15 protein-coding genes are annotated in these 21,205 nt (G+C 39.5%); 12 read left to right on the top strand and 3 right to left on the bottom strand.

All coding sequences use genetic code 11. From position 1 onward, the window contains the following. Positions 1-339: 339 nt before the first annotated feature. The gene (locus QT716_RS07140) at positions 340-582 is read right to left on the bottom strand and encodes a hypothetical protein (protein WP_317935360.1); all 243 of its coding nucleotides are present in this window, start codon (positions 580-582) and stop codon (positions 340-342) included. A 390-nt stretch (positions 583-972) separates the two neighbouring features. Here QT716_RS07140 and QT716_RS07135 point away from each other — a divergent pair, with 390 nt between their 5' ends. Beyond that, the gene (locus tag QT716_RS07135) at positions 973-1,989 is read left to right on the top strand and encodes an HNH endonuclease (protein WP_317935358.1); all 1,017 of its coding nucleotides are present in this window, start codon (positions 973-975) and stop codon (positions 1,987-1,989) included. Positions 1,990-2,719: 730 nt separating this feature from the next. Next, positions 2,720-3,694: a DNA/RNA non-specific endonuclease gene (locus QT716_RS07130; protein ID WP_317935357.1), complete on the top strand. Its 975-nt coding sequence runs from the start codon at positions 2,720-2,722 to the stop codon at positions 3,692-3,694. A gap of 303 nt (positions 3,695-3,997) precedes the next feature. On the opposite strand, the gene QT716_RS07125 is transcribed toward QT716_RS07130, so the two are convergent. After that, entirely contained in the window at positions 3,998-4,849 is an 852-nt protein-coding gene (locus QT716_RS07125; RefSeq protein ID WP_317935356.1) for a DegV family protein, read from the bottom strand. A gap of 409 nt (positions 4,850-5,258) precedes the next feature. Between QT716_RS07125 and QT716_RS07120 the strand changes: the two genes are divergently transcribed. The 7 genes from QT716_RS07120 to QT716_RS07090 are packed head-to-tail and all read left to right on the top strand — an operon-like array spanning position 5,259 to position 16,246. Further along, a complete protein-coding gene (locus QT716_RS07120) occupies positions 5,259-6,362 on the top strand; it encodes a glycosyl hydrolase family 8 (protein ID WP_317935355.1) in 1,104 nt (367 codons plus the stop codon). After that, the gene (locus QT716_RS07115) at positions 6,346-7,194 is read left to right on the top strand and encodes a GGDEF domain-containing protein (RefSeq protein WP_317935354.1); all 849 of its coding nucleotides are present in this window, start codon (positions 6,346-6,348) and stop codon (positions 7,192-7,194) included. The genes QT716_RS07120 and QT716_RS07115 overlap by 17 nt, the downstream gene beginning before the upstream one ends. Beyond that, complete coding sequence (locus QT716_RS07110) at positions 7,184-8,893, top strand: DUF2334 domain-containing protein (protein WP_317935353.1); 1,710 nt, start codon at positions 7,184-7,186, stop codon at positions 8,891-8,893. Before QT716_RS07115 ends, QT716_RS07110 begins: the two co-directional genes overlap by 11 nt. Before the next feature lie 34 nt (positions 8,894-8,927). Then, a complete protein-coding gene (locus tag QT716_RS07105) occupies positions 8,928-10,154 on the top strand; it encodes a glycosyltransferase (RefSeq protein WP_398292733.1) in 1,227 nt (408 codons plus the stop codon). Then, entirely contained in the window at positions 10,151-12,265 is a 2,115-nt protein-coding gene (locus tag QT716_RS07100; protein ID WP_317935351.1) for a cellulose biosynthesis cyclic di-GMP-binding regulatory protein BcsB, read from the top strand. Before QT716_RS07105 ends, QT716_RS07100 begins: the two co-directional genes overlap by 4 nt. A 37-nt stretch (positions 12,266-12,302) precedes the next feature. Further along, a complete protein-coding gene (locus tag QT716_RS07095) occupies positions 12,303-13,154 on the top strand; it encodes a sensor domain-containing diguanylate cyclase (RefSeq protein ID WP_317935350.1) in 852 nt (283 codons plus the stop codon). A gap of 53 nt (positions 13,155-13,207) precedes the next feature. Further along, entirely contained in the window at positions 13,208-16,246 is a 3,039-nt protein-coding gene (locus QT716_RS07090; RefSeq protein WP_317935349.1) for a hybrid sensor histidine kinase/response regulator, read from the top strand. 48 nt (positions 16,247-16,294) lie between these two features. On the opposite strand, the gene QT716_RS07085 is transcribed toward QT716_RS07090, so the two are convergent. Further along, positions 16,295-17,422, bottom strand: a complete 1,128-nt coding sequence (locus QT716_RS07085; protein ID WP_317935348.1) for a response regulator — start codon at positions 17,420-17,422, stop codon at positions 16,295-16,297. 494 nt (positions 17,423-17,916) lie between these two features. On the opposite strand from QT716_RS07085, the gene QT716_RS07080 reads away from it, so the two are divergent. The 3 genes from QT716_RS07080 (at position 17,917) to QT716_RS07070 (ending at position 21,205) form a co-directional block, all read left to right on the top strand. Continuing rightward, positions 17,917-18,234, top strand: a complete 318-nt coding sequence (locus QT716_RS07080) for a DUF4362 domain-containing protein (protein ID WP_317935347.1) — start codon at positions 17,917-17,919, stop codon at positions 18,232-18,234. Positions 18,235-18,618: 384 nt separating this feature from the next. Further along, positions 18,619-20,667: a transglycosylase domain-containing protein gene (locus tag QT716_RS07075; RefSeq protein ID WP_317935346.1), complete on the top strand. Its 2,049-nt coding sequence runs from the start codon at positions 18,619-18,621 to the stop codon at positions 20,665-20,667. A gap of 187 nt (positions 20,668-20,854) precedes the next feature. Continuing rightward, the gene (locus tag QT716_RS07070) at positions 20,855-21,205 is read left to right on the top strand and encodes an RNA polymerase sigma factor (protein WP_317935345.1); all 351 of its coding nucleotides are present in this window, start codon (positions 20,855-20,857) and stop codon (positions 21,203-21,205) included.

The following is a 21,205-nucleotide window of genomic DNA, read 5'->3' as shown; positions in this document are numbered from 1 at the left end:
AAATACGTAGCCAAAAACGCTTAGGTTATTTGTCTCCTACGGCATTTCTGAATCGGTATTTGGAAAGCGCATAACACACAATTGTACATAAACTTTCGTGTCCATTTTTAAGGGGCTTGACTACAGGTGGCGAAATAGTTCTTTATTTGCAGTCCAATTTTAAAACATCTTTAATAGTAAATACAAAGGTATATTCAATTACATATGCAAATAAATCACTATATCATATTGCAGATTACTTTTAAATTATAATATATTATTGATGATTAAGCTGGATGGTTGTGCAACTGCGCAATGATAACGCCCACATATTCGTAGATTATTCAATCAAGAAACCTATCATTCATCTACTCTCAATTCAATTAATTTACCTTCGACTACTTTCAATACTGGCATTTTAAAGGCGGAGTTCATATATTCATAAGACTCCTTTAATTCATCAAATGTGTCATCAACTAATAGATTATGGCTTTCCGTCCATGCGTAGGGAGTATTATTTTCGTCATAATGTACTTCGTGTATTTCAAAGTAAGGCTCATCAAACGAATTAGTTAACTTCAATATTCTATAATTCCAGTACATTCTTAATTCCTTCCTTCTTAAGCAATAAATATTACCTGTTTTCACTAATGGTGTCTGAGAAAAAACATTATATCATACCACCGTGTGTTGTCTAAATTGAAAAGAGTCCGTGTGGGGTGGAATTAAAATCCGCTTCCTTCGTTCGATCTGAAATAGGGACGATTCTGATAATGTATAGTGGCCCCATTCAGTAGAAAGTGAAGGGCGTAGTTTCGTGCACAGCATTGTGCGCTACAGCGATTGTTTCCCTAATTTCCAAAAAGCACTTCTAATTGGCTTCGCAGTTTTTCTGTTTTTTATCATAGATAAACATATTATAGATGTTATTAAATTGAATTCCTACAACGCTGGTGGTCGGTCTCTGGCTCTATATTTAAGGAGGGAAGCTAAGTGGTAAGTCCAATTATTATCTATAAAAACGACGAATTTTTGTTCGACGCTCCAAGCATACAGGAGTCAGCAAGATTTTTAGCAAAGTATTTAAATACGACAAGTAACAAATTATTTGATCACATTGAAAGAGGATACGTGTGTGAAATACCCTATTTTAATGAAGGTGATGAATACTATTTTGTTGCAAGTAAGGAAATTGCACTTAATCGTCGAAAAGAACTTGAAGAAAGATGCCATAAAAATGCTCGACGTTTTTGGTTAGTTCCTGCAAATCCAAATGACTATGATGTTGCAGGTGCATTTGGTTATTATGATACGTTGGATTGGAAACGATCCTATAATTATGAAAATGGCGACATACTATTCATGTATGTATCTGGTGATGTTCAAAGGGTGCGTTATAAAGCAGAAGTTATAAAGGGATTAGTAAGTAACAACGAAGTATCATATGATAATACATTCTGGAACAATCAACAGAAATACATACAATCAAAAGAGTTTAATTATACACGCTTACGGCTGATCGATGAAAGAGATACTCCTGAACTATCTCTTTCCTTATTACGTGATTATGGTCTTAAGGGGAATATTCAGGGCTCGATGAAGCTTAAAGGAGACCTTCTTGATTATATTGTATCTTTTTTTGAATATGATTTGACTGAGGGATACTATCCAGAGGAAGTTCCTTTTTCATTAGAAGAAGGTAAAAGGAGAACGATCAATGTTAATGTATACGAACGAAACCCCATTGCTCGTAAGAAGTGTATGGAATACTACGGCTGTACATGTCAGGTTTGTGAACTGAATTTTGAAGAAAAATACGGAGAAATTGGTAAAGGGTTTATTCATGTTCATCATATTGTACCTCTTCACGAAATACAAAACGAATATGTTATTGATCCAATTAAAGATTTGATTCCTGTCTGTCCTAACTGTCATTCGATGCTTCATAGGAAAGAAAATGGTATCTATTTAACTATTGAACAGTTAAAAAATAGACTCCTATATAAATAGGTTATAATTTTTTGTGTACACTCTTGAAAAGGTGAATACAAATACTGCCGCCCGCGTTTGATACAACTCGAATGCTATTCTGAATCATATAGAAGTAATTCTGCGTACAAAGTTGTTATGTAAGAGACAACTTCAAAACAAGAAGTGTGGACTTGTGTAACATACAATCATGAATGTTGTGTGTAGTGCAGAGGTGGAGCTTACAAATTAAGATTCCGGAACTATATTAATGATTTTTGAGTTATTGGATACACCGCAATGAATACAGGGACGGAAAAGAACAGCAGCGGGTGATCTTTGAGGCAGATGTTGACGTATCGGAAATGGATTCCCATATTGATTATGGTGAAGCCATGGAAGTGAATATCAAGATTTCATCCAAGGGGAAGAGCAGAGATTCTTAATGCAGTTGAGAATTTGAGTTGTGTTAGAAACAATCATGAATGTTTGAACAAACACAATAGTTCCGTGCGCAGCATCACTAATGAAGAATAAAACGTCAACTTCGAAAAATGAAGTTGACGTTTTTGTTTGGATGAAATTCTATGCTGTACAAGATGAATCTAAAAAATTCCAAAAGTATTCGAACCGTACCGCTACGTCGGTGATTCTATGCAATAGTATTAATTCACTTGCAAGAAAAAATAATGGAAAATGGTGGAACTCGAAAATATTTATGCTATAATTCTAACGTGAAACTTTGACATCGTAGAAAGGTAAGGTTTAAAGAATGAAAAGTGAATTGAATTATTTAATTTTAATGTTAACGATCGTCTTGCTGGTTGGTTGTACCAACGCAGAAGATGCAGCCATTACAGAAGAAGACACAGATATACAAATAGTCACAACAGAGGAACCGAGCAAAAACAATGAAAAAGAAGAAACGGTCACTACGGACGTTGAGGAGCAGAAAGTAGAAGAGCCTCTAGAAGAACCTGAAGTCGAGGAGGAACAACCTCAACCAAAGATAGAGCAGTTTTCCGGATATACCCCCATTGAAGTGGATGGTGGCGATTTGTCTGGGTATCGTGAACCTAACGTTGTTGTCAATATCGGTTATGGAGACCGTGACTATTGGGGATTCACTAACGATAACGGGCAACTGGTCCGTGTCGTAGCGGACGAAATCACTCTACAAGATGATAATAATGAACCGGTTTTGTCGACGGGCAGGTATTATTCTGACGAAGCAAAGGTTCCTGGTGTTGAAAGTGCTGTTTTAGATGAAGGCCATATAATTGCCGACTCTCTCGGCGGGGTGTCGAATGCGTATAATATTACCCCACAAGATAGTACGCTCAACCGACATGGTGATCAAGCGTATATGGAAAATGAGATTCGTAGAGCAGGTGGAGCTAGTGACTTTGAAGCAATTATTACGTATCCAAATGAGGAAACACAAATTCCTTCAAGTTATCAATATACCTATACAATTAACGGAAATGTCATTTCGGATTCCTTTGAAAATGTGAATCCGGATGAGGTGAACGAATCTCTTGGACTAACTGGCAATAATGAGTCCGAAGCCGAATCAGAAAGTCCTTCTACAAACGAAGGTGAGCTATCCGATATTGACACAAATGGAAATGGTATCGTAACGATCGGAGAAGCAAAAGCTGCGGGCTTCAGTATGCCAATCACTCAGGATCACTGGCTGTACCAATATATGCAGGATCGGGATCATGATGGCATGGTAGGTGAATAAATAGAGGTACTTGTGTCATATAGTTGTTAGTAAAAAGCAGCAAAGAGAGCCAATGGCTTGTCTTTGCTGCTTTACCAATTTGCCACCGGTGTAAGACACAAATTCAAATTACCCCCAAAAAAGTGGCCGAATTTTATAGTGCACAAGCGGCTATTAAATAATTGAAAAAAATGAAGATGCCGTGGACTTGACCGTGTTTTATATTAGGTGCACGACACAACTCCGGAACGATTCTAAAAGCGTTCGAGTTGTGCGGTACATAAGCACCCCAAAATGATTGATATTTTATGCTAAAGCAGCCACCTACACTTCCAGCCCTGCAATACCAAATCCTCCAGGACCGGAATGTGTCGAGATCATCGCTCCAGCCTCAATCCACATACTATTCTCGAATCCTTGTTCCAACGCAATTTCATCGATCCGTTGTTTGATCGTCTCACTAAGTCCAATCGAATAGATGAAATAGATCTGCTGTCTGTGGATAGTGTATTGCTGTAGATAATCATGAAACAGACTTTCAGCGACCTTTTCCATTTTCCCGCGGTATTTGCGAGTCGACATCAGCTTACCGTCCACCAATTCAATACACGGCTTGATCTTTAGCAATGCGCCTCCAAGATACGCTATATTACTGACCCGTCCGCCGGCCCGCAGAAAGTCCAGGCTGCCGGGAAGGAATGCCAATCGTGACTTCGGAACCTTTGCCTCGACCATCTCCACCAGACGTACAGGATCGATGTTAGGCTCTTCTTCGAGCAAGGCAGCCGCATACATCACAACCACAGTCAATCCGCCCGTGACGTTCAACGCATCGAATAGATATATATCCTCCATATCTTCCGCAGCCGTCAGAGCATTTTGATAGGAAACAGACGCTTTGGAAGTATAGCCTACGTGAACAATGACACTATCAGGAAACTCCGTCCGGATCGTTTTGAAAAACTCCTGGTACTCATGCGTATTCGTCGCAGCAGTGGAAGGAATCTTTTTCGTGCGCTCATAGAAATTAAAGATGTCCGCAACGGGCAACTGACCGTCTAGATAGTCCGTCCCCTCCATGATAACGTGCATCGGTACTATGTGAATGTTGTGTTTCTTCGCCAGAGATTCGGGCAGATCGGCACCGCTTTCGGTTGTTAGGATGATTCTAGCCAAGATGTATCACCTCCATTTTGTATTGTGTGGGGTGTGTTTATTTTTACTATACAGGATATGCGGATGGAAGATGTTGAATTAATGAAATAAACGATCTGTTCTCTGACGAAACTTGAAGTTGCGAGTCGTTTGTATGAGAAACTAGGATCCGCTTGGTAGCAAAGCTACTTGAAGGCTCAGAGCATGATGCGATGGATGCTTGGTCTTTAAAGAGCGTTTAAACAAAACTAATTGAACTAATGATTGTAGACAGTCAGGCCTTTACTCTTTAGAGTAAGGATTTTTTGTGTTTTAGAAAAAAATCAATATCTTTAAGCGTTCTGTAAGAATTCCGTAAGTGTGTAGTAAGACGTGTTGCGTAAGCTAGTAGATAGAAAGAGCAACAAGAACGAAAGGGAGCAAGGGCGCTATGTATCGTAAAAACAGATTAGTCTTGATCCTAATGATTGTTCTACTTATTGGAATGGGCATGGGAATCGGCTATAAAGGTAGGGATGTTCAAATCGAACAAGAAGTTCAAGTAGAAAATCGACTGAGTGCGGAACAATTCATGGTAAATCATTTAATAAAGCGAGATGGACGTATTCGTACGAATTTATCGACAAGAAAAAATGAGTACTTGTCGGAAACGGTTGGATTATGGATGGATTACTTACTTATAAAAGATGACCCAAAGAAGTTTAAGCAACAGGTACGTGTATTAGAAAAAAACTTTTTAACAAAAGAGTATTTAGTCGTTTGGGAGTTAAAAAAAGCAAAGGCAGCAAACTCCAATGCATCTATCGATGATTTGCGAATTATGAATGCGCTATTTGAAGCAGGTGAGAAGTGGAACGAACCTCGTTATACGACACTCGCTCAACGTATGGCAAACGCTTTAAAAACGTATCAGCTTAACAACCAGTACGTAGTCGATTACATCGATTTGAAATCAAAAGCGCAAGGATCGGTTATTACGCTCAGTTATATTATTCCACAAGCGTTCGATCGTTTGAAACAACGGAACTCTATATCTGAAGGAATTTATAACAATACGTTTCAGTTGCTTACAGAGATGCCTCATTCTTCTAAAGGGTTTTTCCCAAAATCATTTGACGTCGAGAGAAAACACTTTTCTTACGACAAAAAAGTGAATTTAATCGATCAGTACTATATAGGCTATCATCGTGCTCAGTGGAATGGGGACGTCACTGAATTATTAACATTCACAAAACGAGAAATGGCTAAACCGAATGGACGATTGTACGGCGTCTACGACTCAAAACTAGGAAAGCCGCTCGTCGACTATGAAGCACCTTCCATTTACGCTTTGGCGATTTTAATGTGCTTAGAACTAGAAGAAGTTGAATTAGCAAGACAATTGTTTGTTCACATGAAAGCCCTCCAGCAAAACGACGATACAAAACGATATTACGGTGGCTACATCGATTTACCCACTTTCGATACCCATGCGTTTGATAATTTGTTAGCTATGATTGCGGAAAGGATAGGAGCTCATGAAAACGTTTTTTGAAGGAAGCCCATTTATGCTCATCTTTTTGTTGCTAGGAGTTCAAGTTCCTATCTACTTACTACTTCCTTACGGTGTGGAAGGACTTGTGCTCATCGGATTTTTACTTATATTACTAAGTTACACGCTAGTAAGAGGGGCAGCTTCAGGGTTATTTTGGAGCTTGCCTTACTTATTTCTACTCGGAGCGGCGCTTTTTGATAGTCAGTTTTCCAATAGATTTGTTAAAGAAATTGTCATACCGTTACCGCTCATGATGGCATACGGAGTAGTTTTGATTAGTTTAATTTTGTTGGCTGGTTACATCCAAGAGCAAATGGCTAATCAAAAACAGCTAGTAAGTGTTCTTCAAGAGAGAATACGTCGATTTACAGCGGTAGATCTTGAAACAGGTTTTGACAATCCTGACCGAATGGAGTTTGAAGTGGCATCGGAAATGAAACGAATTAATCGATATGGAGGATCGTTTGTCCTGCTAATTTTACAAATAGACCACTACGTAGAATTTCAAAAGCTTTATGGTGAAAAGGAACGGGAGCACCTTCTATCCTCACTTGCCGGAAAGTTAAGCGAATTGACGCGTCAAACAGATCGAAAGTTCCGATATGACGGAGATAGTTTAGCCGTGTTATTAACTAATACAACAGTAGACTCTGTGGAAATTGTAGTTAGTAAATTAGAAAGTAAATTGAAAGACCATCAATTGTTAAGTGGCAATTTAATTGATATTACCTTCCAAATGGGTCAGGTCGCCTATGAGCCAGGTTCAGAAATCGCGGATTTTGAGCTGCTTATGGAGAAGATTGAAAGCGAGAGGGTTAGCTATGTACTTTAAAATTGCAGCACTCATTAGTTTGATGATTTTCTCTGGATGGATTTTTTCATGGGACACTGCAAGTGCAACTAATGAAAAACCGACAATTTTATTCATTTACACATCTGAAAGAGATCAAGTTGATGAAAACGTTCATATGTTAGATGCAACGTTTTCGGCGTTTGCTGCAAAACAACATGTCGTCTCTGCGGAAAGTTTTAAATCTGAACTCATGCAAGGAACAGACATGGTTGTTTTTGTAGGGGATTATGAAATGGCGCTCCCTTCACACCTAATTAATGCAATTGATCGCTATGAAGGTGAAATTATTGTCATTGGCTATAACGTAAATCAGTTCAAAACATTCAGCGAGTGGCAGTTTCAAGAAGAAGTGGAAATTGGATCGCTCGGCAATACTTCACTTTTTGTTGCAATGTCACTAATCGATGTCATTCCTCCGAAAGGCAGTGAAGTAATTGAAGTTGGCAAGAGGTTTGATGCGCAGCATCCGTATATTGTGAAAAATGGACGCTTAACGTACATTGCGTCTTCCGCATTTGAAAGTGATCAAAAATATGCGCTGTCAAAACGAATGCACAAAATTATGGGTGTTGAGGAGCCGACAGTACATCCTGCGTATATTCGACTTGAAGACATTTCTCCTGTGTCAGATTATAAGCTTGTGCAAGAAACGGGTGACTACTTAGCCGATCGCGGGATCCCGTTTTACTTAGCGGTCATTCCTGTATATGTCAATAACGAAAACGGTGAAAAGATCTATATGAAATCCAATCGAAAGCTAGTAAAGGTGCTGCGGAATTTGCAAAATCGTGGCGGTATTATTATAGGTCATGGATATACACACTCTTACAGATATGAAGAAACAGGAGAAGGTTTTGAGTTTTGGGATGACCAACTGAACCAGAAAATCACGACCGAACGGACTGATACATTACCAGAACCTCTACCGACGAGAGAGTCGTTTCGTTCAATAAATGACTACAATCGTTTTATGGATAAAATCGATGTAATTGAAAAAGGTTATATCGAAACGAAACATAGAAAAGCTATTGAAGAGTTAACAGATATTGAATTGTATCCGCTCGCGTTTGAAGCGCCTCATTATACGATGAGTTCAACTGGATACAAAATCACTTCGAATTATTTCAATTCAGTTTTTGGGCAAGTTCAGTTGAGCGATGAGGACTGGGAGATTATGGACGCACCTCTATTCGTTTCAAGTCCTGCAATTCTGTCAGGTATGACGCTCTACCCTGAAACAATTGGCTATGCAAATCCTCAGTTAGAAGACCCTCTACAAGTAGCAAAGGACTCTGTTAAACGATTAAAAGATATACCAGGATCTATGGTTGGCGGGTTTTACCATCCTTATTTAGGATTGGAGCACTTGCAAGAGATGTTAGACCTTATGTATTCAGTCGGAACAATTGAATGGCTCGATTTGAGAGAAGAAGACCAACTCGTACAAACCGATCAAGTGAAAATACACCAACAAGCAAACGGAGTTCTTACTGTGAAATCGGCTCGAACTACTTGGAAACGTTTAGTTGAAAACTCTGTTGAGAAACCGTTTGAAGCAGTGCTTTGGGGACTTTCAGTTGTTGTCTTGTTGTTCATCATCGCTTTTTTCATCTACATTGTGAATTTACGAGCTGCGCTGAAAAAACGGTTGTTTAGAGAGAGGGATTTTAGTGGCTGATATTCTTTTTTACGCATCACTCATACTCATCTGGATGATGCTGCTCTACCATATGTTTCTCATGCAAGGAGGCTATCATCACTTTAAGACATTTGAGAAGGTCATTCCGCAATGGAGAAAAAACATGGTGGATTTGCCGACAGTGAGCGTTTTCATACCCGCTCATAACGAAGAAATTGTCATTGAACAGACATTAAAAGCGATGGCGAGGTTGTATTACCCGAAAGATAAGTTAGAAATCATTGTCATTAATGATAACTCATCCGATCGAACGGGTGACATAGCTACTCTATACGCTGAGAAATATCCATTCATTAAAGTAATTGAAACGATAGGTCAAAATAAGGGCAAAGGAAAGTCTTCTGCTTTAAACGATGCCCTCCAACGAACCGATAGTGAAGTCATCGTCGTATATGATGCAGACAATACGCCTGAACGAATGGCGGTTTGGTATTTAGTGATGGGATTAGTGAACGATCCTAAAGCAGGTGCCGTAGTCGGTAAATTTCGCGTAACAAATGCTCAAGCGACCTGGTTAACAAGGTTCATCAACATCGAGACCATCTGTTTTCAATGGATGGCTCAGGGTGGGCGGTGGAGTTGGTTTAAAGTAGCCACGATTCCTGGAACGAATTTTGCGATTAGACGTTCGATAATGAAAGCACTCGGTGGATGGGATGTGAAAGCACTCGCTGAAGATACTGAGCTCACTGTGCGTGTCTATGATTTAGGTTATCACATTCGATTTTTCCCGGCTGCAATTACTTGGGAACAAGAGCCAGAAACACTTACAGTTTGGTGGAGGCAACGTACGCGGTGGGCGAGAGGGAACCAATACGTTGTGCTTAAATTTCTAAGTCAGTTTTTTAAGTTGAATCGAAAGCGAATTATCTTCGACTTATTTTACTTCTTCTTTACGTATTTCCTCTTTTTCTTCGGTGTCATCGTGTCAAATGCGTTATTTATAACTAATCTGTTTTACAACATTCATTTGTCTGTCGGTAATGTTGCACTCGTGTTATGGGGATTAGCATTCTTGCTGTTCCTAGCAGAAGTGATGATAACGCTCAGCATTGAAAAAACACAAATGAATCGAAAAAATTTCTTCAATGTTATTTTAATGTACTTTACGTATTCTCAAATGTGGATTGTTCTTGTATTGTATGCACTCATACTTGAAACAAAAAGAGTAATCCTTCAACAAGAAGTCCGTTGGTATAAGACGGAGCGATTTGAAAAGAAACGGAGAGATATCCAATGAATAGATTCGTTATGAACGTGTTAGTAAGTTTAGGTTGTTTTATCGGACTGTTGTTAGTAGGAGACCAGGCGCATGCAAAGTATGATATACAGTTAAGTGACGTAAACGTTAGTCCATTAGACAAGCAAGTGAAAAGCCGCCAAGCTTTAACGAACAAACCTATCGAACTTTTTGGACCAATTGAAGAAAAAACATTTTTCTATGAAGTGAAAACGGAAACAGGAACAAAAAACAATGAAATAGTTTTCCACTTAATGCATTCTGAACTCCTCATTGAGCCATCAGCTGTAACGTTTAGCATTGACGAACAAATTGTACAATCCGTACCACTCAAACAAACCGAGTTAAAAAATAAAATCGTCATTCCTTTAACGAAAGAAGCACTCTCGAAAGGTTTCCACACCGTAACTGTTTCGTTTAATGGTGTGTTAAAAGAAGGAATTTGTGTGGATCAGGAAACGCCAAGTAACTGGTTAACAATCGGAATTGACTCGTATTTAGAACTACAAGGTCAAAAAACTGAAGATGTTAGTTTGTCCGATTATCCAGGAATTTTTAGTGCAAAAGAAAGTCAAACGGTTTCAGTAATTATTCCAGATAAGCCGTCGTTAGAAACGAGAAGCGCAGGAAGTGCAATTGCTGCGTTTTTAAAAAGCAAGTCTGAAAATGGAAAAGGTGTTCAAGTAATACGAGAATCACAGGTGAATGCAATCGACGGCAACTTCCTTGTAATTGGATCACATACAGAGTTTCAAACGAATTGGATGAAAACGATGTTTACTGAAGCGAATGTAACTATTCCGGATAAAGGACTGCTTTTGTCAAGACATCGTGTAAATCAAAGTGCAGAGTCCTTGTTCATCCTCGTGAAATCACCAAAACAATTCAAAGATCGAGTTGACGTATTACTTGACGACTCTTTTAGCAAGCAACTTACAGGTCAGCACATGGTTATTGAGTCAACACCCGCACGCGGTAAAACAAGCGGTATTATTCCATTAAAGAAATTTGGAATGAACGATACAACATTCGACCGTACAAATAGTGAGAGTGACACGTACTTCGGATATGCACCGCCAAGCTGGAATGCAAAATCCACATTGGAACTATTGTTACGCCGCTCCGACACGTTGAAATATAGAGAAAATGATGAAAACGTAGAACTAACTGGAGATAGTGTTGAATTAGTTGTTCACATTAATAACGTTCCGTATTCTATAGACATTCGTGAACTGTATGAAGAAGAAAACGGTGTATTCTCTGTTCAAATTCCGATTGAAGAAGGAACCATACAAGAAAATCACCTGATCGCACTGAAAGTAGAAGTGAATGGGTTACGAAGAAAAAATCCTTGTTATAGCAATAACGAAAATCGATGGGTCTTTTTATCAGAAGATAGTCATTTCACATTTCAAGAAGGGGATTCGAGAAATGAAAAAACGCTATTGAGCTTTCCATATCCATTTAGTGATGCGTCTCAACAAACGAAAGTAATCTTACCAAAGGGGCTAGAAGTTACAGATAATGATTTGACAAAGTTAGTATCGTCATTAACAGCTTTTGGCAAAGTTCCTGTTCTTCAACTGATAGAAGGAGAACAGTTTACAGAAGACGATGCAAAAAATAGTCATCTCCTATTCTTAGGGGGGGTCAATGCGCAACCTGCTTTAAAGAAGAAGGAGAAAGACTTAGTCATTCCCTTCAAAGAAAATGCACCTAACTTTGAAAGTTACGGATTTTTACAAGAAGCGGTTGAACAGTATAGTTGGATACAAGCAAATCCATGGAGCAAAAAAGACTATACAATGATGGTATTTGACGCCGCTCATACTGAAGCAAACCTAATTGACGAGCGATTTCTTGAGTCTTTAACTAATTTGAATGAAGATTCTACTGTGGCAATTCAAACGAAAGAACATCATCTATACACAAATGCAAACGAGTTTGAAGTTAAGAAAGGAAACTTAAAAGCAGCCCAGACTTCAGATTCCAATAGTTCTTTTATGAATTCGGATTGGTGGATGGTTGGATTTGGCGTTTTACTAGTTTTGGCATTAGCGCTCTTCATTACAATGAAACAGAAGCGACTGAAGTCTAGCGACAATGAATAACTAACTATTAGAACGAATGAATTGCGAGGTGAACAAAATGCGATTACGAGATATCTCGAATACTCCTCAAAAAGATGTACTGTATCAGCTACTAGAAGAGTCATTTTTAGTTGCTTATCTAACAGTAGATGGGCACTTTCTAGAAGTTAATGAGCGCTTTTTAAATGTGTTTCACTATACTCGAGCAGATATTTACGGAAAAGAATGTACGATGTTATTAGATGGTCAACTTTATAATGTTGCAGGAATTTCGCATTCAATCTTTCAAGGAGAAACTTGGAAAGGAGAAACGTGCTTCATTACAAAATTTAGTGAGTTGAAGTATTTAGAGTCCACCTTTGTACCGATTGAAAATGCACAAGGGGAGATCGATAAAATTATTTCCTTTCATAAAGACCGCACAGAGCAGAAAAATGCGATAAGATGGCAGCAGATTGCTTTCCAAAATGAAGTGACACATTTACCGAACCGTAGAAGGTTAGCGGAGGTTTTAAATTTTTACGCTAAAAATGTTTCCGAGTTTTCACTATTCAACTTAGATATTGATCATTTTAAACGAGTGAACGACAGGTACGGGCATGCAGTAGGCGACCAATTACTTTTTCAAATTGGTAACAGATTGAACGGTCTAGCATTTATCAAGGATTGTGTTTATCATGTAAGTGGAGACGAATTCGTCATCGTTGTTCCAATAACGACAACTGTTGAAAAGATCATTGAAGAAATCCATAACGCATTTGAGACGAGTTTTATGATCAATGATTTTGAACTTACAGTGAATATGAGTCTCGGATATAGTCGATATCCGCAAGATAGCACGGATACTTCGGAGCTGTTACAACTTGCAGATGCAGCGATGTATACAAATAAACTATTAAAGAGAAGATAGTTTTCAAATGTAATATATGGATAAGAATTGAAGTCATTAGGGGGAGTGCTGGAGTGAATCATAAAAAACTGTTGCTCATAACCGGATGCTTCATACTTATCCTTACAAGTTTTAGAGTACTCTGGTTGCAACAATATGGACCGACAAGTTTTCCAAAAGCGGAAAGCGGGGTGTTAGATCTTAGAGGATTCGACTATACAGACGAAACGATCCCGTTGAATGGCGATTGGATGTTTTATCCCCGGCGTTTACTAACACCTGACTCTCCTAAGAGTAAGTCTGTTGATATTACACTTCCGGGTGACTGGAAGAGCTATTTTGATAGTAATTCCGATAATGACGACAAAGATTATTTGTATGGTACGTTTCGACTGCGAATTTTACTAGATCCGTCTAAACAAATGGAACCTTATACGTTTTATATGAAAGATATCCATTCAGCATCCAACGTTTTTATCAATGGACGAAATGTTACAAATCAGGGGACTGTCGCAACTTCGCGTGATGAATATCGTATAGGTGCAAGACCGTTTTTTGTAACGATTGACAGTGATATAAAGGAAATTGACGTATTTATACAAATTGCTGACACGGGACTTTCCCGCATCGGTGGCATTAAAGAGCCGGTTCAGTTCGGTTATTCAAAAAATGTCATGACTTCCTACACGTTATCAATTATCCTTCAAATTTTGTCTGCAAGTATTTTACTTTTACACTTTTTGTTTGCACTCATTATTTACTTTGGCTTCTCTAGAAAACTGGAGATGTTCTATTTAGCCATTGTTTTCGGAAGTGCTGCCATTTCGATTTTAATGGATGATGATCGAATTTTACTAACGATATTCCCTAACATTTCAACTCAGTTATGGATGCATCTGTTTTCACTCTCCTACGTAACTTCTGTCATATTTATGATGCTTGTGTTTAAACGTCTATTAGACAAATCGATTAAAAAGAGAATGAGTTTAACCGTTGCTTATTATACGGGTCTAGGATTATACATTTCATATATAGTTATGAGGGTATTCGGTTGGTTTACAGTGGGGCAGTATATATTCTCTTTCTTAATGCTTACAGTCCCTCTAGTAATTGCAGTTAGTATGTTTTTCCTTGTTAAAGACGGCACTTCAGGTGTCATTTTCTTACTACTCGCTGTCGTTAGTATTGCAAATAGTATAGGTTGGGCAACTCTCAAAACAAATAGTATTGTCGTGTTGCCATACTATCCTTTTGACATAATGATTGCAGTTTTGTTATTTGCGGTCTTTTGGTTTAAGCAATTTTTTAAAGCGACAAAAGAAAGTCAGGCGTTAGCGAAGAGGTTGCAACGGATCAGCGATCAAAAGGATGAATTTCTTGCGAATACATCTCATGAATTGCGCAATCCGCTACACGGAATTATGAATATCTCACAAACGATCTATGAAACGGAAGTTCAACTGTCAGAAGAAAGTAAGAAAAACATGGAAACCTTAATAACGGTTAGCAAACGCATGTCATATATTTTAAATGACTTAATGGATGCTCAACGGTTGAAGGAAAAAGGAATCCAGTTACAGTTAGAACAAGTCGACTTGTGTGCAGTCGTTACGAGTGTAGTAGATGCGCTTAAATTTATGACGGAAGGGAAGGATATCCAGTTCCGCATAGAGATTCCTAAAGATTTTCCTTATGTAATCGGAGATGAAAACCGACTTTTTCAAATTGTATTCAATTTGGTCCATAACGCAGTGAAATTTACAGGGTTTGGTGAAATCGTTATAACTGGAAAGACACTAGGAAATACAGCAGAGATTTCCGTGGCAGATACAGGAATTGGCATGAATCCTGAAGTGGTAGAGTCTGTTTTTCATGCATATGAACAGGCAGATTCTAGTATTACTGCGCTTGGCGGTGGTCTCGGCTTAGGATTATCGATTTGTGAACAACTCGTACATTTACATGACGGTACAATTCGTGTTCAATCTGAACTAGGTCAAGGCTCTGTATTTACATTTACACTCCCAACAGGAAATGCGCGATATCGTATAGACGAAACGATGTCTTCATTTGCCACTCTTTCGACTAGCCATGAAACGGAACTATCTTTACCAAATAATTCAGGAAGTGGTGCACAAATACTCGTAGTAGATGACGATTCAATAAATAGATCTATCCTAAAACAAATTTTGCAAACTAATGGTTTTGTTGTAACAACGTGTTCAAGTGGTGCGCAAGCGCTTGATTGTATAGAAGAAAAAAAGTGGAATTTAGTTATCACGGATGTCATGATGCCCGAAATGTCAGGATACGAGTTATGTGGACGAATTCGTAAACGCTACTCGACGGCACAATTACCGATCTTACTGCTAACCGCACGAAGTGAGCCTGAAGACGTGAAAATCGGATTCCAATACGGCGCAAATGATCATGTACGAAAGCCTGTCGACCGAATCGAATTAGTTGCACGTGTTCAGGCGTTAACTGATTTACAAAAGTCGATGAACGAACGAACGGCGATGGAAGCCGCATGGCTACAAGCGCAAATTAAACCCCATTTCTTATTCAATACGCTGAATGCGATCGCAGCTTTAAGTGACGACGATCCTGATAAAATGATGAGGTTAATTGACCAGTTTGGAACGTATTTGAATTCCAGTTTTTCTACTCAAAACCTCGATCAACTCGTACCGCTAGAAAACGAATTGCGCTTAGTTAAATCTTACATTTATATTGAGCAACAACGTTTTGGCGAGCGTTTGAAAGTTGGATGGAATGTTTCCGTACAATCGAAAGTAATGGTGCCACCTCTAGCCATTCAAACATTAGTGGAGAACGCGATAGTACATGGTGTTCTTTGTTTACCAGAAGGTGGCACAGTGACGATCGCCATTGTTGAATACTCAGATAGAGTTACGATTTCCATAAAGGATAACGGAATAGGAATGAACGAGGAAAAAGTTCAATCGGTGTTAAACCCAGTAAATGAGCAAGAAAAAGGGATTGGACTGTTAAATACAGATAAGCGTCTGAAGCAATTGTTTGGAATTGGATTAGTCATTACGAGCGAAGTTTCTAAAGGAACTACATTATCATTTTCCATACCTATCTAGAAAAAAGGGGCAACGATTATTCTATTAGAATAATCGTTGCCCCTTTTTTCACTCTAGAAGTGACGTATAAAGTTCCATAGTTAACGAATCTGGCATAATACCGAGATCACTCATTAGCAAGTCTTTTAAATCATGAAAAACACGTAGCGCTTCTCCTCTATTCCCAGTGTCTATGTGGAACTGAATAAGTTGACGAGTGGCATAATCGGAATAGGGATCAGCTGCAATAAGACGTTGTAAATAGTGCTGCTTCTTCGAAGGATGACAGTTTACCGAGAAGTAATCAGCGACTGATTGGAGGGAGTGAAGCAGTAGTTGCCTTAACGAGTTAGCTTTCGTAGTCGCCCATTCGTAGCCGGTTTCTTCTAAATAATCTCCTGTGTAAGTGAGTAAAAGCTGTTCACTCTGATCAATTGTTTGTGTAGTAACAATTGGAGAGTGCATAAAATACTGTTCGAATTGTTGTGCATCTGAATGGAATTCGGCAAGTTGCATTGTATAGCTGCCTTGAGCAAATTTAATAGCTTCAGGATAACCTAAACAATCTAACGAGCTACGCAAATAAGAAAGTGTTGTATGTAATTGAACTTTTGCACGTTTGTATTCAACTTCAGGCCAAAGCGCATTGATAAGAACGTCACGATGAATCGAGTTATTAACATGCGTAATGAAATAGGCAAAGAGTTCTTTAACTTTCGCGGTTTTCCATTTTACTTGCTTTGTCTTGTAATATACATTGAATTCTTTAAAACATGTGATGCTGAGAGTGTAGTTCTGCTTTAAGAGTAGATCTCCGCTTTCTTTGCGACGATTGCTTAATTCTTCTCGAAGACGATCTGTTGTTTTTAAAAGCCGTTCTAGCAAAATTGGTTTCAACAAATAGTCGGTGGAACGTAACTCGAACGCCTGCACCGCATAATCTCGATACGCAGTCACAAATACAATTAAAATATCTTCGTTCCAATCTAAGATTAAATCTGCCAAATCCAACCCGCTCATTCCAGGCATTTCAATATCTAAGAAAGCAACGTCAAACTGAATCGATCGCATATTTTTCAGTACATCGGTTGCATTGGAATACGAGGCGATGACCTCAAATTCGTTTGTTTTTACTAATTGTTTCGTTAACTGTTTTAAAGCAAGTTGCTCATCGTCTACAAGTATTGCGCGAATCATGATGGTTTTCCTCCTTACCTTGAAGCATTTGCCGAACACTCTGATTCTATTAGTATGTCAGTTAGTTGCCAGCTACGCAAGATTGTGACTAAGAAGAAGTAGTGTAAAGTGACTAGTCTGAAAGTCCATGAATACTTTTTGCTGTTCCAAATAAATAGTTGCGGGAATTTTGGTGTGTACTCCAGATATAAAATATACTTTTGGTGAATTGATATAATGTAAATAAATCCACGATATGACAATCTCATAGATATGAATAATCGGTTTACTCAAACTGTAGACAAACGTCAGCAATCTTGAGTGTGCCTATAGTCTTTTTACTTTACAATAGAATTACCGTGAAAAGTTGGTTTGCGTCCGGAACGGAGAACAACGCCTCATGACCACTTGCAAGTTTACCGGCAGAAAACCAAAAGGTTTACGATTATTTTACCAAATTCACCCTACTAAACAACTAAATTTCCTGTATAATCTTTCATTAAGGAGTGGATCTGGTGAAAAAAGTGTCTATTCTTGTTTTACTATCACTCTCTCTTTTTGGCTGTGGTGACTATTCATCTTCTAAACATGATGTGGTCAATACACTTGGAACCATAAAGAATCTTGAGCTACTTGAAAAATTCACAGAAGATGTTTCTAATAATAAGGACAGTGAAGTTCATGTGGTAAACTACACGGATGAAGGTGATCCAGTTATCCACGACTTGAAGTATTCAGATGAAAAGTTGAGTTCTACAATTGATACAAGATTCGATGAGTTCGGAGATCACGGAGTGATAGAGGATACATGTAAGCGTATTAAAATAATATAAAAAAGCGATCGAACGATTTATCGATTAAGTGGATGTGAAGTTTACAAAGATGGACTTCCTATAACTATAATCCCCACTGATTAATCCGAATAATTTCCATAATGTGAAGCAGTCCACTGTAACCGGTGGGCTGTTTCTTTTTATATAGGTAACGGCATGTAAGAATGGGTGGCCTGCCTTCCAGGTCTACTAAAGGGATGTAGGGGAAGAATGCCTCTATCACACCGTTAGTATCCCGTTTGTATCTCGCGCGGGTTTTTATTCATACACTCTTACGAAATTCTCGTGAAAGCTGAAGCTCGCAACTTTCAAAACCCAACTTTCGTCAATACTATGCTGTACACTATTAATAAAACTTCGCAATAAAAAAGCAGGAGAATCGATATGAAAAGATCCGAATATAAAAAACAACATAAAAAAGAAATGAAAAAGAAAAGCAGCCTGAAGAAAAAGGTCATTCGTTACGTAGGTGTCGGTATCGTGCTAGCTGTCCTCAGCGTACTGCTTGTCCTGAATCTCTTCGTCACATTCAGTGATGTCAGTGAACTCGACAAACCCGCACCACAATCGACGGTGATTTACGATCCGAACGGAGATGTGATTCGCAAGATTACGAATGCCAAAATAGAAGGTGTATCGATTGACCAGATGCCAAAGACGCTGGTTGAAGCTGTCGTTTCCGTAGAGGATCAACGGTTCTACGAACATCACGGTCTGAATTACTTAAGGATGGGGCGGTCCTTAGTCGAGAATGCGTTCAAAGGAAAAATTGTGTCTGGCGGCAGTACGATTACGCAGCAGCTTGCGAAAAATGTGTTTTTAACGCAGGAGCGTACGTACTCCCGTAAATTCAAGGAGCTGATCCTCGCAAAGAAGATTGAACGGGTGTATTCGAAAGAAGAGATTATGGAACAATACTTGAATCGCATCTATTTTGGTAACGGAGCATGGGGGGTGCAACGCGCAGCTCAGACGTATTTCGGTAAAGAGGCAAGCGAATTGACGTTAAGCGAATCTGCGACACTCGCCGGAATCATCAAAGCACCGTCGAATTTATCGCCCAGGAAAGATAAGGAAAAGTCGATGAAGCGGCGCAATCTGGTATTGTCGCTGATGCTGCGTGAACAGTATATTCGTCAGGAAGAATATGATGAAGCTATTGGCAAGGATCTTATACTGTCCGATTCGACAGTTCCTCATAATGAAAAGAACTATCCGTATTATATCGATCGTGTAGTAGCCGAGGCGGTAAATACGTACAATTTGACGAAGGATGAAGTGCTGTCTGGCGGATTGCATATTACGACAGCAATCAATCCGGTCGTCCAGAATGCGCTCGAAGACGTGTATGCAAATGACAGAAATTTTCCAGAGAGCACCCCGGATCAGCTGTTGCAGAGTGGTTCTGTTTTCGTAAACCCTAAAACGGGCGGAATTCTCGCGTTAGTTGGGGGAAGAGGAGAGTATACGCAAGGACGCTTCAACAATGCGACCGATCTCATCCGACAGCCCGGATCTGCGCTAAAACCGCTTGCCGTCTATACTCCAGCACTCGAGAACGGATACCATATGTCGGATATGCTTGAAGATGAACCGATCGATATCCATGGGTACTCTCCGAAAAATATTGATCAGCACTATAGGGGGGAAGTGACGATGTACGAGGCACTTGCAAACTCGTATAATGTCCCTCCTGTTTGGCTGTTGAATCAGATGGGGGTCCAAGAGGGTGTGAGTGCGGTCGAACGGTTCGGGATTTCATTGACAAAAAAGGATTATACACTCGGCTTGGCGCTTGGAGGCATGGACAAAGGAACGTCTCCTTTACGGATGGCGCAAGCGTTTTCTGCGTTTGCGAATGATGGCGTGATGGAGGAAGCTCACGCGATTACAGAAATTAAAGATTCGGAAGGAAACGTACTCGGGAAGTGGCATGGAGAGTCCGTACAGGTGACGGATGTGGAAGTTGCCGAGCAAATGACGCATATGTTGCAAGGCGTTGTAGAAGAAGGGACTGGGAAGAAAGCACAAATTCCTGGTATCGACGTAGCGGGGAAGACGGGTACGACGCAGCTCCCGTTTGAAGGAGCGAACGGTTCCAAAGATCACTGGTTCGTCGGTTATACACCTGACATCGCCGGTGCGGTCTGGCTTGGATATGATCATACAGACGCGGACCATTATTTAACCTCAACCAGCAGTTTGACCGCAGCGCCGATCTTCGCGCAGGTTGTTTCACAATCAGCTAGTGAATTATCTACGAAGAACTTTGATTTGTCGTTAATTAATGATGACATAAAAGATTTGAAGAAGCAGAAGAAAAAGACGAAGGAAGAAAGAGAAAAGAAAGAGAAGAAAAAAGAAAAGGACGAGAAGCGAAAAGAGTTTTGGGAGAGTGTCGAAAAGTGGGGACAGAAGTGGTTTAATGATTAATGCGCAAGTATCACTCACTTCTTAATTATAGTACTTCAAATACCCTGATAATCCGGACTCAAAATCTGGAATATCGGGGCATTTTTACGTTTGGAACTATCCGATTCCGAGAGCATATGAAATAATTATCTATACCGGCGTTACCAAATTTTGAAATATGTGTCTAAGTATATAGAAGAGAGGTGACATGATGTCCGCAGAACAATGGTTTGAGGATCATGCCAGTGCAGTTTACAGCTATATTCTCATGCAAGTGCGGAACCGGCATACTGCAGAGGAGCTGACACAAGAAACATTCGTGAAAGTTGTGGAAAAAGCGCATCAGTTCGATGGCCGTGCCGCGGTGAAGACGTGGATCTTCCGGATCGCTTACACGACAACGTTGAACTACTACAGGAAAAAGCATCCCCTGACGCATTATTTCGATAAGGACTTCCACCTGTTCAGCAGCCACCCGTCTTCCGAAGAGATGGCTGAACTCAATGCGCAGGAGTCCGAATTTTATGAAGCGCTACGCCGCTTAAAGAAGAGTCAGTAG

The organism is Sporosarcina aquimarina, assembly GCF_033253705.1.
GTDB lineage: Bacteria > Bacillota > Bacilli > Bacillales_A > Planococcaceae > Sporosarcina > Sporosarcina aquimarina.
This window is presented reverse-complemented; position numbering and strand designations above follow the sequence as displayed.

What these genes read in the sequence shown, in the direction of transcription:
- QT716_RS07130 (WP_317935357.1), top strand. Translation starts at nt 2,720, where the DNA reads ATGAAAAGTGAATTGAATTATTTAATTTTAATGTTAACGATCGTCTTG.
- QT716_RS07105 (WP_398292733.1), top strand. Translation starts at nt 8,928, where the DNA reads ATGATGCTGCTCTACCATATGTTTCTCATGCAAGGAGGCTATCATCAC.
- QT716_RS07100 (WP_317935351.1), top strand. Translation starts at nt 10,151, where the DNA reads ATGAATAGATTCGTTATGAACGTGTTAGTAAGTTTAGGTTGTTTTATC.
- QT716_RS07140 (WP_317935360.1), bottom strand. Translation starts at nt 582, where the DNA reads ATGTACTGGAATTATAGAATATTGAAGTTAACTAATTCGTTTGATGAG.
- QT716_RS07085 (WP_317935348.1), bottom strand. Translation starts at nt 17,422, where the DNA reads ATGATTCGCGCAATACTTGTAGACGATGAGCAACTTGCTTTAAAACAG.
- QT716_RS07070 (WP_317935345.1), top strand. Translation starts at nt 20,855, where the DNA reads ATGATGTCCGCAGAACAATGGTTTGAGGATCATGCCAGTGCAGTTTAC.
- QT716_RS07075 (WP_317935346.1), top strand. Translation starts at nt 18,619, where the DNA reads ATGAAAAGATCCGAATATAAAAAACAACATAAAAAAGAAATGAAAAAG.
- QT716_RS07115 (WP_317935354.1), top strand. Translation starts at nt 6,346, where the DNA reads ATGAAAACGTTTTTTGAAGGAAGCCCATTTATGCTCATCTTTTTGTTG.
- QT716_RS07120 (WP_317935355.1), top strand. Translation starts at nt 5,259, where the DNA reads ATGTATCGTAAAAACAGATTAGTCTTGATCCTAATGATTGTTCTACTT.
- QT716_RS07095 (WP_317935350.1), top strand. Translation starts at nt 12,303, where the DNA reads ATGCGATTACGAGATATCTCGAATACTCCTCAAAAAGATGTACTGTAT.
- QT716_RS07110 (WP_317935353.1), top strand. Translation starts at nt 7,184, where the DNA reads ATGTACTTTAAAATTGCAGCACTCATTAGTTTGATGATTTTCTCTGGA.